Origin of the sequence: Parabacteroides hominis, assembly GCF_014287585.1 — a bacterium.
GTDB classification, from domain to species: Bacteria; Bacteroidota; Bacteroidia; order Bacteroidales; family Tannerellaceae; genus Parabacteroides; species Parabacteroides hominis.
Window position 1 is genome coordinate 1 of sequence record NZ_JACOOJ010000061.1, and the last position, 15,013, is coordinate 15,013.

A 15,013-nucleotide genomic window follows, 5' to 3' on the forward strand; every position below is an offset into this window, starting at 1 on the left:
AGAACGAAAATGGCAATTATTACTTATACAACTCGGAAAATTGCGGCATAGAAAAATACTATATCGGGAAAAGGAGGAAACGATATAAAAAGAGGATGTGTCGGTTTTGACACACCCTCTTTTCTGTGGTGCCACCAGTAACCGAAAATCGGTTTATATAGCACTATTTCTCAATAAGTTATATCTTTATTACGATGTTAGTCCCTTGAATAAGGTTTTCACAACTTTGCACCGTTCAACACAAGTTTGTGTCTTAGGTTCGATTTCTGCGTGCAAAGGTAGATATTTATTTGGAATTATCAATATTTCCAAGAACTTTTTTTTGTATTTACTACTAAGAGTCTGTTTGAATTTTGTTCAGCATTCTTTTAGGAGTTGTTTTGAGGATTTTTCTCTGTATCATTAAGAAGAATTGCAGGCTATGTGACGGAAGGTTTTCAATATCCATGAAGTATATAGAAAGAACTTTAGTCGAAATGTCAGGTATCAATTTTCCCAATAGATTGAATCGTAAAGGAGTATTTTTGTCGAGCAATATGTATAACTACATAAACCCCACTGGTTTCGAAACGTGCAGCTACATTACAAATAGGGTAAATTTCAATAATGGATTGTTTTGATGAAAAAAACTCTTCAATATTAGACTTACTGACATAGGGCTGTCATAGAAGACGCTATCTTTGTATCAAAAAGTATTCAACTTAATATTATAGAATATGAAAAGATTATTTTTATGCTCATCATTTGCTGATGTTGCTAATCTATTTGTCGATTGTGCCAAAGAAGATTTGCAAGGGAAAATTATAGCTTTTATACCAACTGCAAGCCTTACAGAACCAATACGATTCTATGTAAAAAAGGGGAAAAAGGCTTTAGAAGAAGCAGGAATGATTGTTGAAGAAGTCGAGATTACCCAACTGCCCAAAGAGGAAATATCTTCTATATTGCATAAATGCGATTATATCTACATAACAGGTGGAAATACATTTTTCCTTTTGCAAGAGTTAAAAAGAAAAGGTGTTGATAAAATTATATCTAAACAAGTGAAATTGGGTAAACTGTATATTGGGGAATCTGCCGGAGCAATAATAGCCTCTCCCGATGCAGAATATATGAGAAGTGTGAATTTTGATCCAATAGAAAAGGCTCCTGAATTGAAAGACTGTACTTCTTTAGATTTGGTCGATTTTTATACGATTCCCCATTATGGAAATTTTCCATTCAAGAAAAAAGGTGAAAAGATAGTTCAACTATATAATGAGAAGTTGCAGCTTATTCCTATAAGTAATAAACAAGCTGTTATTATTGAAGATTCAAATATTCAAATTAAAGATGCAAAATGAATAGAATAGACCGTATTTCTGCTATATTGATTCAGTTACAATCGCACTCGTTAGTGAAAGCACAGCAAATTTCAGAACGTTTTAATATAAGCATTCGTACTGTATATCGAGATATAAGAACATTGGAAGAGGCAGGCATTCCTATCATAGGAAATCCCGGTATTGGTTATTCACTTGCAGAAGGATTCAAATTATCTCCTCTAATGTTTACTCAAAAAGAGGCTTTGTCCTTTTTGATTGCAGAGAAATTAGTACATGAACTAACTGATTCAAATAGCAACGAACATTATAAGTCTGGAATAGAAAAGATTAGGTCTGTCATGCGTTTTGCAGACAAAAATATGTTAGAAACAATGGAAAAGTGCATGTCTGTATTGGATACTTATAAATCATCTACCTATAAACCTGATATTCTTTTACTTATTTTACAAAGTATATACCAAAAAAGAATTATTGAAATATCTTATTTGGGAAGTAATGCGTTAAGTGTTTCAGAACGAAAGATTGAAGCTGTTGGAATTTTCTTTTCGAGAACTAACTGGTATCTAATAGGCTTTTATCTTCCCAAAGAAATCTATCTTACATTTCGGATAGATAGAATTCAAAAAATGCACATTCTTAATGAATTACAATCACGGGAACATCCTCCTTTGGAAAAATTCATACGCGAGTTTTATGATAAAGAAAAATTACATGAAATCGTTATAAGAATAGAAAAGAATAAAACCTCCATAATGAATGATGATAAATATTATTACGGATTAACATCTGAGAAAGAGATAGGGGATATGTTTGAGCTTCATTTTCTAACATTTTCAATCAGTAAGTTTGCACATTGGTATCTGTCTTTTGCAGATAGTGCAACTATAATAAGACCAGATTCTTTAAAATATGAAGTTAAAAATATTATCAATAACATTTCTATTTGATTGCTGTCAAATAGTATTTTTAATCGACTAAATGAAAAAAATATTCGACCAAAGATTTTTCCGCTTATTGTCGGAATGCTCACAACGTAAAGTGTCTGCATCTGAATTTGCAGAAGCTATCGAAGAATTGGCGACCCATGTAGCCGATTTCAGTATTACAGAACAAGATTATAGCATTTTACTCCGCTATTTCTCTTTTGGTTTGTATCGTCTTAAATCATACCGTGTATGGTTTGAGCAGGAAAAAAATATCCTATTTGTATCTAATTGATGAAGCGATAGGGCTATTGAATACCGAAATACGCCTAATCGAATGGCGTATCAAGTACCCGGAACAGTTGCAGCAACGCACCAACAAACAAGCCCTTTCCCCTCTCTATCTCGCTGACAGAACCACTCTTATCAATATCATGGAAATAGTTAGCGGGTTGTTCCTTTCCCAAAAGATTGTGTATCAAAATGGCAAGCCTGTTTATTTAGTGGACTTGACGAAAGCCTTTGAATGGCTTTTCAATATCAAGATAGGTGACTGTTACCAAAAGCATGAGGACGTGATAAAACGAAAGCCGGGCAAGCTGACAGAGTTTCTTAATGGACTGGCAGAGCTTATTCGCAAGGAACATGAAAAGAAAGGGTACAGATAACCAGCTGTTTATGACTTATTTATAGGGGATTCCATTAGTCCCCCTATAATTTCTTTGCACCTGTTTTCTGAACTTTGCTTCATCAATCGATTGACAGACCATAATGTATAATCAGAAAAATGAAGCAATCATGTATATAGAGAATGACGATTTCAGCGTATGGATGCAGAAGCTGTACGCCAAACTGGAAGAACTCTGCAAGGATGTACGGGTACTGCGCAATGCCGACAGGGTGCTGCCCGAAGATGACAACCTGCTGGATAATCAGGATTTGTGCCTGTTGTTCAAAGTAAGTATCAAGACCCTGCAACGCTACCGGGCTATCGGTGCGCTGCCGTACTTCACAATCAGCGGAAAAGTGTACTACAAGGCTTCCGATGTCCGGGAGTTCATTAAGGAGCGGTTCAGCGTCACCACGCTACGCCAGTTCGAGAAAGAACACTGCACGAAGAAAAAGAAGTGAATTAAAAAGCCGGGGCGGTTCTGCTCCGGCTTTGCTTTTGTTTTATGGCTTGCCTAATTTGTCGGCTTTCTCCCTTAGCTGCTCGGCTTGTTCGTTCAACAGCCTTGCCCGTTCCAACGTTTCCGCCTGTTTCCTGCTGCGGTATTCAAAGCCTTTCACCGAATCGGTCAGGCTTCGGATGAAAGCGTTGTCCCGTTCCCTGTTGAACTTCGTTTCCAGCAAATCAAGGCTGCTGCCGTCTGCCTTTCCTTTCATCAGGATATAGCGGTATTTTATATCATTGTCCTGTAACCACTGCATTTTTTGTATAAAACGTACATTCAACACAAGCGACACAAGACAAATGATTATCCCTGCTGAAAGAAGAAAGAACTTGGGTTTCAGGCAGGGAGTTACCCGGTATATCAGTTTTTCATGCCATGAAACGGGCGTTGTTTCCCCGGTCGGTGTATCATCAGCCGGGAACAACACCTTTAACCGCTCCTTGAAATATCGGTGCGAGGTCACGATAAGCCCCTTTATATCTTCAAGGTCTTGTTTTTGATTCTCGGACTGCCCTTTTCCGATACTGCCGATTTGGTTTAGAATCTCCTGCACCATGTTTTCAGTAATGCCGGATTTACTTTGCATTTCCGAAATGCGCTGTTCGATAACGTCCAGCCTGTTAATCGTTTCCTCCCGGCTGGCTGGCATTACCTGCTTCTCCTGCCGTTCTTTCAGTTCCGTAACCATGGAGAGAAGCCCCTCCAAAATTAAATTATCTTCCATGTCCCTATAATTTTAAGTGTCGTTTCTTTTTTCTCTTTTTCCTTTCACCGGGATTGTCGGGTGTTTCATCAGCCGGAGAGGACGGGGCGGAGAATAGACCGCCCAAGCCTGCCAGTAACGGACTGTCTGCTTTAAACGGTGTCCGTGTCGGTTCTTGAACAGGGACGGAAACCGTCTGTCGGTTGCTTCCGGCAGTGTTCAGTTCCGCATCCCCGAAACATTTATCCAGCTTGGAGAAACTGAAACTGCGGTCTATCTCCGAACCCTTGAACGTGTATTCACCTTTGGAAAAAGATATGCCCTGCACTTCGCCAGTCTGTCCCCTGTACTTGAAATGAATCCCGATACCCTTTTCTGCCAGTCGGGTTTGTAACTGCTGCCAGTTCCTTGATTTCCCGATTTCATCCTTTACGGCATTGTAAATCTCGTATTTGGATTTGTCCGGTTCTCTCAAACGGTGCTGCTTTACATGCTCCTTGCCTTTAGCGAAGTAAAGCCCGTGTTTGGCTTTCAGCTTCTTGCATACCTGCTCGTTGCGGTACATGTCGTTCCTGTCCGAAATGGTCTTGCCGTTGTTGTCTATACGGTTGAACACGATATGCACGTGCGGATGTTCCCGGTCTTGGTGGCGCACGATGATGTACTGCGTATCGGTGATTCTCATTTCACGCATATACTCCTGCGCAAGCTGTATCATTTTCCCGTCTGTCAGCTTGGGTGCGTCCACTGGGGAATAGCTTAGCGCAATATGTCCGACAGGCTTTTTCAGGTCGGGGTTCATCCCGGCTTGCAGTATGAAACTGCGTATGATGTCCCGGTTGCTTTCGGCTAACACTCCCTCCGCATGAAGTAAGGTAGCCTGTTCCTTGCCGAGTACATAGTTCACGCAGCCTTTAAATCCGCTTCCCTTTTTTATTTTTCCAATCATCCGACAGTTGGTTTATGATTTCAACAATCCTGTTTTTGAGTTTCACCAGTTCCACCGCTACCAGTGCGAACCCTCCGGCATTCGCCCGGTGCGCCAGCTGGTTGATGTTGTTGGCTTCCCCTGCCAGCTTGCGGATAGTGTCCGCATCCTGCCTGTTCAGTCGGGGCGTCACCTCTGCCGAAACGACAGCCTGCCGGACGTACTCGCTGACACGCAGCCCGGCTTCGGTGGCTCGCTTCCTGATTGCGTAGAACTGTAACTCGGTCAGTTTCGTGCTGACTACCCGGTTCTGCTTGTCTATCCGGCTTTTTGCCGGGCGACCTCCCGGTTTGTTCCTTATCCCTGTCATACGTTTTTGCTTTTAGGTGGTATCTTAAAAATTGCGACCAATGGGAGAAATTTTCTTTGCGTTTAGCAAAGCAAGGTGTTTCGGTAGACCGAAACATAACCTTGCTCTCCCTAATCACACAGCCTGCCGTCTGTTCATGCCGCCAGTCTTGCAGGTCACATCCTTAGCCCTCTCTTTCTTTTTTCACCCGGATTTTGTCTGTTATCCTGCTCCGGCTGGGGCTTGTCGGTAACTGTCAAGTCTTGGGATTGTTTCACTTTAAGGCTACGCAAATAGTCGTTCAGGTCATTGTGACCGCTGTACAGGTGTGATACGTCACGTACACGCCATTTGTATTCCTGCCTTATGGCTTCAACCGCTTTCCTCCCGGCTTCGTCATTGTCAAGCATACAATGTATATGCCCGTAATCAGCCAACGGATATAAGGCTTTATCCGTGTTGGCGGTGGAGTTTAGAATAACGTAGTCCTGCCAGTCGGTGCAGGGTATATCCGGACTTTTCTGTTGCCGGATAGTGAGGAATGAGAGGAAATCCAAAAAGCCCTCGAACACGAAACAGGTATCTCTCGGCTCTCCCTGCTGCCGTATATGGGTGATGTCTTTCGATGTGCTGCCCTTGAAACGGGGATTGCGAAGCTCGTAACCTCCTGAATCATTCCTAAACGCCAGCGCAAAATAAGGCTTGCCACCGATGCGGTAATACATTTCCTGCACGTAAGGGGATGCCGTTCCGGGAGAAATCCCCCTTTCCTGCAAATAGCGTATGAGTGCCGGATTCTGTAACGGCTGTATTCTGTGTATCTCTATCGGGCTGGCTGCTTGCCTTTTCGTCTCCCTTTCGGGCAGTTCTTTCCCGTGAAAGGAAAAAGAGGCGGTGTCGCCCTGTTCCAGTCGGCAGATAGCACCGTAGGCGTTGCACTGGTGTTGCTTCATTACAAGGTCGATGAGCGTCCCGCCCTCACCAGTTCCGTAGTCACACCATAGATTGGCGTTATAATCCACCTTGAAACTTGGCGTGTTGTCCTCCCGTAAGGGGCTGCGGTACATCCCGTAGCTTCCCTTTTCCTTGGCTGGCTGGATTCCCAAAGAGTTCAGGTAATCTTTGATACTGATATTGTTGGCTTCCTTGTAGGTCATAATTTTTATTTTTTGATATTCATTGATAAATTGCAGTAGCACAGTAAGAAGTCAGTAAGAAGAAAAGTCACCATGTTTCTGCGCATAATTCTTTTTTTTTCAGTGGATTATCTCTTATGCAGTAAGATAAGTAAGTTATTTCTTCAAAAGGAAATAGAAATACAGCCTTATATTCCTGCTTGCTCTTTTCTTGTTTTTCTTTTTTCCGGTTTTCCAAAAAGTTTTGGATTTTATCTTACTGCTTATTGTGTATTGTATAATAGGCTGATTTTTAACAGTTTGAGTGATTATGTGATACTTTTGCAGTAATTACTGCACGGCTACCTATCCGTAATCGTCATTTGTATAGGATGCAGGAATAGGCTTTATTCTGTACCCATATACCGAATAATTCTGTTTGTTGATACGTTTCTGCACTCGTTTGAACCCGGCTTTGCGCAACGCTTCCCCCAGCCGTTTTTCAGATAGCTGCATGGCGCATATATCCCGTAAACGTGTCAGTATTTGTGCCGTTGTCATAAAGAACAAGGGTTCTTCCTCCTCTGTCGGCTTCTCAAAATATTGTGTCAGCATTTCAAACTCGACCGTCTGCACCTCAAATCCTGCATTTGCTAAATGCAATTCTCTAATCTCCATATCATTGAACCAGTAGCGCACGCCCTGACGGTACAGGTACATGATTTCGGAATAGACGTTATCCATGTGAATACTTTCTGCCGTGGGCTTGTCTATGTGCAGTACCTCGAACGGCAAAAAACGCCTGCTGCCTGTCGGGTCGGTCAGGAACTCGTTGCCGTTCACCGAAGCCATGAAGCTGGCGAGGTGGGGGTATTCCTCTATGTAAACATCATACGGTCTGCGGTATTTCACTGCCGGGGTGGTGATAAGGTTCTTCAAGGCGTTCTCGTTCTGCTTGTTGAGTTCCTTTAGCTGGTCGTCAATGTTGATGAACAGGTATTCGGCTATCAGTGTCAGGATGTCTTTGCCCTGCGGGTCTATCTTTCCGGTGAACAGGTAGTTCTTAAGCGGTGTCGGGCAAAGGTTGTCCAGCCACCACGATTTGAACTGTCCCTGCTTGTCCCCGGTTAGCACTAGACAGGTATGATTCTGACACCCCGTGTCGTTCATTGCGTTGGCTACCACACCGATAAGCCATTTCGTGAAATATTCCTCCCATTTGCCGGGATTGGCTACCTGTACCGTGTTCAGAAGCCTGCCGATATGCCCATGTTCGGCAGGATTGAGAAGCGGCAGGGCGTTAAAGTATTCCCGTATGGGATGTACCTTTCTTGCGAAGTCGCTTTCCAGTATGGTACGGATGTTCTCGGCAGAGGTGACAATACCAGCGGTTGCGTCCAGCCTGCGCCTGAACGAGTTCAGGACAAATTTCGTAACGGGCTGGTACAAGTCCGAAGAACCCGCAGCCCGGTATTCCGTCCGGCTCTTTACGGTGTTGAACCGGAAATCGTACAGGACGTTCAACAGGCTTTCGATGCGCTCGTTCTTCGACTGCCAGCCCTCGATATGCCGTGTTTCATCACCTCTTTTCTTTTTCATCGAGAAGTCTGTTAGAAGCCGGGACATACTGCTGCTGCATCCACTTTTTGAGTTCCTCCATGTCGAAACGCAGGGTACGCCCACGCTTGACGCAGGGTATCAGTCCCTTGCTGGCTAAATGATACAGGTAATTGACCGAATACCCGGTTATGCCGCTGGCAACGGATATTTTGACTAACACAGGCTCTTTTCCGTCCTGCCGTTCTTCGGGCTGTGCGCCCATGACCGGGGCAATCATCTTTTCGATGTTCTCCAGCCGTTTGAAAATTTCTTCGAAAGGATTATTCATAGGTGCTTGTTTTTTGAATTAGCACCACAAATAAAATAAGAAAAATCGGTAAAAAACAAAGCGTCAGCCGTTTGGAATCGCTTTGCTGCGCTCTGCACCAAATTAATGTCGGTAAATAGAAAACGGCTTTGTGTTCATTACCTTACTTATTTAGTAAGTGGGGGAAACCGGGGTTTCTGTTCTCTTATTGTTTCTTTCCTGCTCGTTTGGGTTGGTGGTGGACATTTTTGGACACGCAAGGTCATTTGCGGACAGAAAGAAACAACCTGTCATTCAGTCTTATATATTTGCACCAGTGAAGAAAAACGGAGTATTGATAATAATAAATATATCGGTTATGGAAATAGTGACGATTGAAAAGAGAACCTTTGAACTTTGGAAACAGAGGTTTGAAAATTTTGTGGGGCGTGTGGATGCGCTCTGTGTGCCTTTACGCAGGAAGCGTGACAAGTGGCTGGATAACTGCGAGACCTGCCGTTTGCTGAATGTTTCAGCCCGGACGATGCAGACCTACCGTGATACGGGGAAACTGCCTTATTCGCAGATTAACAATAAGATTTACTATAAGGCTTCGGACGTGGAAACATTTCTGCTTAGCCAAGTAAGGGACAATTCTAAAAAGTAGGCGTATGGATTTGATAACGAAAGATTCCGAAACCACGCTGGTACTGTTTTCCTCCCTTGACAGGGTGCTGGAACACGTGGAGTACGTGGTAATGAACTATCGCCCGGTATTGAACGGTGAACACTACTTGACAGGCGAGGAAGTGTGCGAGCGGCTTTGCATCAGCAAACGGACGTTGCAGGATTACAGGGACACGGGACTGCTGGGATATGTGCAGCTTCCGGGAAAAATCATCTACCGGGAAAGCGAGATTTTAGACCTGCTGGAAAGGTATTACAGAAAATGAAATCTTGAAAACGTGAAATCTTGTTTTCTGTATTTATTGATTTATTGTTTGATTAATTAAAAGCCAGCAATCATGGTTTCTTGAAAACTGTGTTGCTGGCTTCTTCATGTTTATGCGGATAGTCTTTTCAATATCTTGTTAATTTTGAATTTTTATGAATGCTTTCCCATTTTGATTCTCTATAATTTTCATTGCAGGTGTTGATGAAAATGTATGAGTTGTAGCATGAAACACAGACAGAACTAAATCTTGTAATTGAGAGTCTTTTTCAAGATATTCTATTTTTAACCCTTTTGATTCTGCTTTTTCACGGGATATATGGCGACCATGACTTTTAAAGTTATCGTGATTAGCCAAAAAAGATGCTATATTCTCTATAATAGGAGCTTTGACATCTGGAGCTTCTGTTTTGAACATGAATCTATTAAGCCAATCTCTAATTAAGTTTTCAGACATTTTGATATAATTTTCACATTGTGTAATGACAGAAGGACCATATTGATTAAGTAATATAGCCCATGCTTGTTTATTGGGTTCGTTTACTTCTTGTAATGCTTTATAGAATTGGTCAATTATTGCTTTTGCAGGATTACTTGTGGGACCGTTAGGACTATTAATAATCAACTGTGGGTCTACGGGACCTATATTAGAATGTTTTCCCATGACAATACTAGCTCCTGAACATGCAATCATTGTGGCAGCAGACATTGCTATTTGGGGAATAATAACTCTTACTTCAGGAAATTGAGCATGCAAATATTCGACAATACCTTCTGCTGCTTCGGGAGAACCTCCCGGACTGTGTATAATTAAATCTACAGGCTTTTTTTCAAGTCCGTATGAAACTTCCATCATTCCTTGCACATCTTCCTCTGTTACCGAAAGTAATTCGGGAGCTCCACCTTTTTGGGTAAAAGCAGTTGCGTACAAAATAATATTTCTGTTTGTATATTTAGATAGTTCAGAAAGGTATTTGCGTCGAATAAAATCAAAAGGAGCAGAATTCCCTTGGGCACTTTCGACTTTTAATTCTGTTAATATTTCACTCCATGTTGGCATAATTGATTCGGTTTAGATTTAATGTTATATTCAATTGAAGAATTTGCAGAAACAGTGTCACTGACGGTTTTATAACGAGTTCCACTAGTTATTTCCCATTTTTGTTTTTCTTGCTCTTGCAATATTTGATATATCGCAGGATTATTTACTTTTAAGTTTTCTATGATTCTGTTCATGGCTGTTATAACGATTACTTTAAATGCAAATATAGGCCTTTTTCCTTTTAAAAGTTTACAATTCAGCATTAAAGTTGCTGAAAAATGATATTTTTCTCTCTACGTATTGCATATCCCTTAGTATCGTTTGGTCTAATACCTTTGCGTAGTGCTGCGTCATTCGGGTGGATGAATGCCCCAGCATTTTAGCCACGTTCGGCAGTGACACGTTGTTAGCCAGCGCAATAACCGAAGCGAAACTGTGCCGGGCTGTGTGCGTGGTCAGGTTCTTTTTAATACCGCAAAGGTCGGCAATCTCTTTCAGGTAGCTGTTCATCTTCTGATTGCAGGGAACGGGCAACAAAGTTCCTTTATCCATGCAGTAGGGGTTATCCTTATACTTTTCAAGTATCTGTTTGGGAATGCTCAAAAGCGGGATGTTACAGAGGTTGTTTGTCTTTTCACGGGGTTTCACTATCCACAGGTTGCCGTTGCTGTCCTCTGAAACGTGTTCGGGGCGTAAGTTATACACGTCTATGAATGCCAGCCCGGTATATACGCAGAAGATAAAAACATCCCGTACCAGTTCCAGCCGTTCAATCCTGAACTCTTTCTGCCATATCCGGTTTATCTCGGCTTGGCTTAGGAACTGTTTGTTTACCTCCACCTCGTGAAACTTGATTCCTGCAAACGGGTTCTTTGTCAGCCACTCGTTGGCAATGGCAAGGTTTATCACTTTCTTAAAACATTTCATGTACCGGATAACGGTATTCTGTGCGCAATGCTTCTCCGTCTTTAGGTATAAATCGAATTTGCGTACCAGTTCCCCGTTTACCTCACGCAGTAACATATCATCTACCTTGTAATCCCGTTTAACCAGTTCCATGAGGTATTTAAGGCAATTGTCGTAACGTCTTACGGTGATGTCGGCATAGTCTGTCCCGATTAGCTTCCGGCAGTTGTCATTATGTTCCTTGAATACATTATACAATGTCTTGAAAGTTTCGTCCTTTCCCTGATAGCGGTTCACTATGGCACGTGCGGAGATAATCTTTCCCTCCAGTTCCAAGTCTTGGTAAATCTGATAGAATTTCACACGCAGGGCGTCAATGTAATGGTTAAGTTCTACGGAGTTTCGGTCTTTGCCTGTCGATTTCTCTTTTTCCTGCGACCAAAGTGGGACTTTTACACTCCGCTTTAGTTGAAGTTCCACGTATAGGCGGTCATAAGTGACACGCACACGCACGGGTGCTTCCCCGTTTTTTAACAGTTTGCTACGCTTGATGAAGAACAACACGCTGAATCTTTTTCTTTCCATACGGCTCAATTTTTAATGATACAAAGTTAGGAAATCGAACCGAGAACCCTGTTATGTAAAATAGTGCAACGTGCTGTAAAAGAATGAAGTAAATACCTCGCAGTGGAACATTTCGGGCTTTTAAAAACAGTCCCTTGAATAAGGACGTATGGTTTGCTTCAATCTCACTAATTTTGCCTATTCTTGGAAAAGAAAAATCCCTGAACTTCTTTGAAATTCAGGGATTTACATCGTTTTGCCTTCTTAAAAAGTGGTGCCACCAGGAATCGAACCGGGGACACAAGGATTTTCAGTCCTTTGCTCTACCAACTGAGCTATGGCACCGTTGTTTTGTTTAACGGGTGCAAAGATACGGACTTTTTTGAATCTTGCAATAGGTAGAGCGACTTTTTATTGAATTTTTATTCGTCCAGAGAATTCCAACCTTGTGCTTTTAGTTCGACTTCACCTCCATCACGGCCTACCAAATAGTTACCGAGATCAGATTTTGTGATATGACCGATTATTTTAATACCTTTTATTTCAGATACTTTGTCATGATCGGTGAGAGGAACGGTGAAAAGTAGTTCATAATCTTCACCGCCATTTAAAGCAGCAGTTATCAAGTTCATGTTAAATTGTTCAGCCATTGCAGCAGTTTGATAATCGATAGGAATTCGATCTTCATATATGCGACATCCAACATTACTTTCTTTTGAAATATGTAAAAGTTCGGAAGAAAGACCATCTGATATGTCCATCATAGCTGTAGGGACAACCCCTGCATTGCGAAGAATCTCGACAATATCTTTACGAGCTTCCGGCTTTAGCTGGCGTTCTAACAGATATTCTTTACCTGTAAAATCCGGTGTGAAATCTTTTTCACCTTTAAATACCCGCTTTTCGCGTTCTAATAATTGCAGTCCCATATAAGCAGCCCCTAAATCACCGGAAACACAGATCAAATCCGTTTCTTTGGCTCCGCTGCGAAGGACGACCTTGTCTTTTTCTCCTTCTCCAATACAGGTGATACTGATGCAAAATCCTGTGAGAGAGGCTGAAGTGTCTCCTCCGACAATATCAACCCCATATACATCACAAGCCAGCTTTAACCCGGCATAAAAATCTTCTACATCTTCAACGGAAAAACGTTTGGAGATGCCAAGCGATACCGTGATCTGCTTAGGCTGGCCGTTCATTGCGTAAATATCAGAGAAATTTACAACAGCTGATTTATATCCGAGATGTTTTAACGGTACATAAGTCAGGTCGAAATGAATACCTTCCAATAATAGGTCAGTGGTGACAAGTACTTGTTTATCCTCATAGGAAAGGATTGCAGCATCGTCGCCTATACCCTTTATTGTACTATTGTTCTTTATTTCGATTCTGTCAGTCAAGTGGCGGATCAAACCGAATTCGCCTAATGTTGATATTTCTGTTCTGTTACTCATATTTGTTTTGTAAAGTACTATTTTTTTGGAATGTGATAATATGTTTTTTTATTGTCTCATCAAAACTCTGCCCATTACAAAACTGGATTACAATCGGCAGATAATATAAAGATTTCTTCCAATTTTCCGGAACAAGAGGATTGTTTTTTAAACGCGCTGCATCTTTTTCTGTTACTAAAATCAGTTTTCTCGGTGAAGTCATTTTTTCGAATGTCGTATCTAATTTTTTGAAATCTGATTTGCTAAACGTATGATGATCGGGAAAAATTGCCGGCAACACTTTATTAGAATACTTTTCTGCCTCACGAATAAATGGAGTGGGAACTGCGATCCCTGATATCAATAAAATATCATCTTCTTTCTCGATAGCCTTATGGTTTAAGGAGCGAGCTTCCGAGGGGAATACAGGTTCGATTTCTCCATAAACGATGCTAGTAAAAAAAAGTAACTGATGAGCCCGCAACTTCATATTTTCTTCAATAATACGAAAATCGATTGGTTTCATATCTTTATCACATTTAGTAACAACCACGATATCCGTTCGATTTATATTGTTTATTGGTTCGCGTAGGCGTCCCGTAGGCATTAGCTTGTCATGATAAAACAAACGATGGTAGTCACTCAACACGATCGAAAGGGAAGGGTGCACATATCGATGTTGATATGCATCGTCTAACAAGATAACTTCAGGTTTATCTTTTTCAGGTAGGGATAAAAGATTTTGAATCCCCCGGCGACGGTTAGCATCGACAGCTACAAGTATATCCGGAAATTTGTTTTTCATTTGAAAAGGTTCATCCCCGATCTCCAAACTGGAGCTTCCCGAATCGGCAAGAATAAAACCTGATGTTTTTCTTTTATACCCCCGGCTTAATACAGCAATGCGGTATTTATCTTTCAGTAAACGAATGATATATTCTGTATGGGGAGTTTTGCCCGTTCCTCCTACAGATAAGTTTCCTATGCAAATCACAGGAATAGAATACTGTTCGGAATGTAAAACATTCCAATCAAAAAGTCGATTGCGCAACCATACCCCAATTCCATATAAAAAGGAAAGAGGACTTAGGTAGTAATTGAGTTTTATTTCGTTGTTTTTTTGCATGTAACTTTTTATCTGCTCACAAATATAGTTAACTTATCGGTGGCTGTCAGTTTTTTATTTGTTTATTTCAAAAAGAAGATACAATTTAAGTTTCTTTGGAGGGTAAGTTCGTATTTATTCTGAAATATTTTCAGGAGCTTAGGGGGTATTGTAAATAAAACATTCATATTATCTCAGCAACTTACGGCAAAGAGGACCATCTTCGTGGCGATGAAGTGCGCACTTCACGGGGATAAGGTTGAAAAAACTTTGATATAAACGGATAGAATTCCGTCTTTGTTTGTGAATATTCGATTCTTTGCGCGTTTAAGTTTATCATATTATTGTAATTATCCCGCGCTTTGATTGAAAAACAAGTCAATATCCGGATAAGATACCAACCGTATCCTTTGTTGTTATCTAATCACCACTAAGGCTTGACAAAGTGTAAGGATAAAATGATATCCTAAAAAAGAGTCTGAAATTGATGCTTGATGAAATAAAACTTCTCGTACATGCGTACCATATAATATCATTTCTTGTCCGTCAAAAAAAGGCGAAAAAAGAGTCTAAAATATTTGGATGTAATAAATAAAACCTCTACTTTTGCACCCGCATTCGAGAGAGAACGGCATTAGCGTCAACAT

19 protein-coding genes and 1 tRNA gene are annotated in these 15,013 nt (G+C 41.3%); 7 read left to right on the forward strand and 13 right to left on the reverse strand.

What is annotated here, in order from left to right; all coding sequences use genetic code 11:
- The first annotated feature begins 716 nt into the window (after positions 1 to 716).
- The 5 genes from H8S65_RS19735 to H8S65_RS19755 all read left to right on the forward strand — a co-directional run bounded on the left by H8S65_RS19735 (position 717) and on the right by H8S65_RS19755 (position 3,379).
- Positions 717 to 1,343 carry a Type 1 glutamine amidotransferase-like domain-containing protein gene (locus tag H8S65_RS19735; protein ID WP_004315354.1) on the forward strand — a complete coding sequence of 209 codons (627 nt, stop codon included), beginning with the start codon at positions 717 to 719 and terminating at the stop codon, positions 1,341 to 1,343.
- Complete coding sequence (locus tag H8S65_RS19740) at positions 1,340 to 2,272, forward strand: helix-turn-helix transcriptional regulator (protein ID WP_004315355.1); 933 nt, start codon at positions 1,340 to 1,342, stop codon at positions 2,270 to 2,272. Before H8S65_RS19735 ends, H8S65_RS19740 begins: the two co-directional genes overlap by 4 nt.
- Before the next feature lie 31 nt (positions 2,273 to 2,303).
- Positions 2,304 to 2,543 (forward strand): hypothetical protein, encoded by a 240-nt coding sequence (locus H8S65_RS19745; RefSeq protein ID WP_025866770.1) that lies wholly within the window; start codon positions 2,304 to 2,306, stop codon positions 2,541 to 2,543.
- Positions 2,497 to 2,916 carry an RteC domain-containing protein gene (locus tag H8S65_RS19750; RefSeq protein WP_025866771.1) on the forward strand — a complete coding sequence of 140 codons (420 nt, stop codon included), beginning with the start codon at positions 2,497 to 2,499 and terminating at the stop codon, positions 2,914 to 2,916. The genes H8S65_RS19745 and H8S65_RS19750 overlap by 47 nt, the downstream gene beginning before the upstream one ends.
- A gap of 130 nt (positions 2,917 to 3,046) precedes the next feature.
- The gene (locus tag H8S65_RS19755) at positions 3,047 to 3,379 is read left to right on the forward strand and encodes a helix-turn-helix domain-containing protein (protein WP_005646002.1); all 333 of its coding nucleotides are present in this window, start codon (positions 3,047 to 3,049) and stop codon (positions 3,377 to 3,379) included.
- Between the two features lie 42 nt (positions 3,380 to 3,421).
- Here H8S65_RS19755 and H8S65_RS19760 read toward each other — a convergent pair whose 3' ends face one another.
- The 7 genes from H8S65_RS19760 to H8S65_RS19790 all read right to left on the reverse strand — a co-directional run bounded on the left by H8S65_RS19760 (position 3,422) and on the right by H8S65_RS19790 (position 8,406).
- Complete coding sequence (locus tag H8S65_RS19760) at positions 3,422 to 4,147, reverse strand: hypothetical protein (protein WP_118429340.1); 726 nt, start codon at positions 4,145 to 4,147, stop codon at positions 3,422 to 3,424.
- A 4-nt stretch (positions 4,148 to 4,151) separates the two neighbouring features.
- Complete coding sequence (locus H8S65_RS19765) at positions 4,152 to 5,075, reverse strand: relaxase/mobilization nuclease domain-containing protein (protein ID WP_025866772.1); 924 nt, start codon at positions 5,073 to 5,075, stop codon at positions 4,152 to 4,154.
- Complete coding sequence (locus tag H8S65_RS19770; protein ID WP_005645888.1) at positions 5,041 to 5,424, reverse strand: MobC family plasmid mobilization relaxosome protein; 384 nt, start codon at positions 5,422 to 5,424, stop codon at positions 5,041 to 5,043. Before H8S65_RS19770 ends, H8S65_RS19765 begins: the two co-directional genes overlap by 35 nt.
- Positions 5,425 to 5,579: 155 nt before the next feature.
- Complete coding sequence (locus H8S65_RS19775) at positions 5,580 to 6,560, reverse strand: toprim domain-containing protein (RefSeq protein ID WP_032586345.1); 981 nt, start codon at positions 6,558 to 6,560, stop codon at positions 5,580 to 5,582.
- 67 nt (positions 6,561 to 6,627) lie between these two features.
- Positions 6,628 to 6,777 (reverse strand): hypothetical protein, encoded by a 150-nt coding sequence (locus H8S65_RS19780; RefSeq protein WP_186931536.1) that lies wholly within the window; start codon positions 6,775 to 6,777, stop codon positions 6,628 to 6,630.
- Between the two features lie 107 nt (positions 6,778 to 6,884).
- Entirely contained in the window at positions 6,885 to 8,117 is a 1,233-nt protein-coding gene (locus H8S65_RS19785) for a virulence-associated E family protein (RefSeq protein WP_121960116.1), read from the reverse strand.
- Positions 8,098 to 8,406, reverse strand: coding sequence for a helix-turn-helix domain-containing protein (locus H8S65_RS19790; protein ID WP_025866774.1), 309 nt, complete (start codon positions 8,404 to 8,406; stop codon positions 8,098 to 8,100). Before H8S65_RS19790 ends, H8S65_RS19785 begins: the two co-directional genes overlap by 20 nt.
- A gap of 337 nt (positions 8,407 to 8,743) precedes the next feature.
- Between H8S65_RS19790 and H8S65_RS19795 the strand changes: the two genes are divergently transcribed.
- A complete protein-coding gene (locus tag H8S65_RS19795) occupies positions 8,744 to 9,031 on the forward strand; it encodes a helix-turn-helix domain-containing protein (RefSeq protein ID WP_025866775.1) in 288 nt (95 codons plus the stop codon).
- A 4-nt stretch (positions 9,032 to 9,035) separates the two neighbouring features.
- Positions 9,036 to 9,317, forward strand: coding sequence for a helix-turn-helix domain-containing protein (locus tag H8S65_RS19800; RefSeq protein WP_025866776.1), 282 nt, complete (start codon positions 9,036 to 9,038; stop codon positions 9,315 to 9,317).
- A gap of 138 nt (positions 9,318 to 9,455) precedes the next feature.
- On the opposite strand, the gene H8S65_RS19805 is transcribed toward H8S65_RS19800, so the two are convergent.
- From H8S65_RS19805 to lpxK, 6 genes are all read right to left on the reverse strand, one after another.
- Positions 9,456 to 10,376, reverse strand: a complete 921-nt coding sequence (locus H8S65_RS19805; RefSeq protein WP_005645877.1) for an SDH family Clp fold serine proteinase — start codon at positions 10,374 to 10,376, stop codon at positions 9,456 to 9,458.
- Positions 10,352 to 10,552 carry a hypothetical protein gene (locus H8S65_RS19810; protein WP_005645875.1) on the reverse strand — a complete coding sequence of 67 codons (201 nt, stop codon included), beginning with the start codon at positions 10,550 to 10,552 and terminating at the stop codon, positions 10,352 to 10,354. The genes H8S65_RS19805 and H8S65_RS19810 overlap by 25 nt, the downstream gene beginning before the upstream one ends.
- 55 nt (positions 10,553 to 10,607) lie before the next feature.
- Positions 10,608 to 11,849, reverse strand: a complete 1,242-nt coding sequence (locus H8S65_RS19815; protein WP_005645871.1) for a site-specific integrase — start codon at positions 11,847 to 11,849, stop codon at positions 10,608 to 10,610.
- Between the two features lie 251 nt (positions 11,850 to 12,100).
- Positions 12,101 to 12,173: transfer RNA gene (locus H8S65_RS19820), tRNA-Phe, on the reverse strand.
- A 77-nt stretch (positions 12,174 to 12,250) separates the two neighbouring features.
- Positions 12,251 to 13,282: a thiamine-phosphate kinase gene (thiL, locus tag H8S65_RS19825; RefSeq protein ID WP_186931534.1), complete on the reverse strand. Its 1,032-nt coding sequence runs from the start codon at positions 13,280 to 13,282 to the stop codon at positions 12,251 to 12,253.
- Positions 13,275 to 14,387, reverse strand: a complete 1,113-nt coding sequence (gene lpxK / locus H8S65_RS19830) for a tetraacyldisaccharide 4'-kinase (protein ID WP_186931535.1) — start codon at positions 14,385 to 14,387, stop codon at positions 13,275 to 13,277. Before lpxK ends, thiL begins: the two co-directional genes overlap by 8 nt.
- Positions 14,388 to 15,013: the final 626 nt, after the last annotated feature.

Coding starts and splice junctions, on each gene's coding strand:
- H8S65_RS19810 (WP_005645875.1), bottom strand. CDS start 10,552: ATGAACAGAATCATAGAAAACTTAAAAGTAAATAATCCTGCGATATAT.
- H8S65_RS19755 (WP_005646002.1), top strand. CDS start 3,047: ATGTATATAGAGAATGACGATTTCAGCGTATGGATGCAGAAGCTGTAC.
- H8S65_RS19790 (WP_025866774.1), bottom strand. CDS start 8,406: ATGAATAATCCTTTCGAAGAAATTTTCAAACGGCTGGAGAACATCGAA.
- H8S65_RS19775 (WP_032586345.1), bottom strand. CDS start 6,560: ATGACCTACAAGGAAGCCAACAATATCAGTATCAAAGATTACCTGAAC.
- H8S65_RS19795 (WP_025866775.1), top strand. CDS start 8,744: ATGGAAATAGTGACGATTGAAAAGAGAACCTTTGAACTTTGGAAACAG.
- H8S65_RS19815 (WP_005645871.1), bottom strand. CDS start 11,849: ATGGAAAGAAAAAGATTCAGCGTGTTGTTCTTCATCAAGCGTAGCAAA.
- thiL (WP_186931534.1), bottom strand. CDS start 13,282: ATGAGTAACAGAACAGAAATATCAACATTAGGCGAATTCGGTTTGATC.
- H8S65_RS19770 (WP_005645888.1), bottom strand. CDS start 5,424: ATGACAGGGATAAGGAACAAACCGGGAGGTCGCCCGGCAAAAAGCCGG.
- H8S65_RS19765 (WP_025866772.1), bottom strand. CDS start 5,075: ATGATTGGAAAAATAAAAAAGGGAAGCGGATTTAAAGGCTGCGTGAAC.
- H8S65_RS19760 (WP_118429340.1), bottom strand. CDS start 4,147: ATGGAAGATAATTTAATTTTGGAGGGGCTTCTCTCCATGGTTACGGAA.
- lpxK (WP_186931535.1), bottom strand. CDS start 14,387: ATGCAAAAAAACAACGAAATAAAACTCAATTACTACCTAAGTCCTCTT.
- H8S65_RS19745 (WP_025866770.1), top strand. CDS start 2,304: ATGAAAAAAATATTCGACCAAAGATTTTTCCGCTTATTGTCGGAATGC.
- H8S65_RS19785 (WP_121960116.1), bottom strand. CDS start 8,117: ATGAAAAAGAAAAGAGGTGATGAAACACGGCATATCGAGGGCTGGCAG.
- H8S65_RS19740 (WP_004315355.1), top strand. CDS start 1,340: ATGAATAGAATAGACCGTATTTCTGCTATATTGATTCAGTTACAATCG.
- H8S65_RS19800 (WP_025866776.1), top strand. CDS start 9,036: ATGGATTTGATAACGAAAGATTCCGAAACCACGCTGGTACTGTTTTCC.
- H8S65_RS19735 (WP_004315354.1), top strand. CDS start 717: ATGAAAAGATTATTTTTATGCTCATCATTTGCTGATGTTGCTAATCTA.
- H8S65_RS19805 (WP_005645877.1), bottom strand. CDS start 10,376: ATGCCAACATGGAGTGAAATATTAACAGAATTAAAAGTCGAAAGTGCC.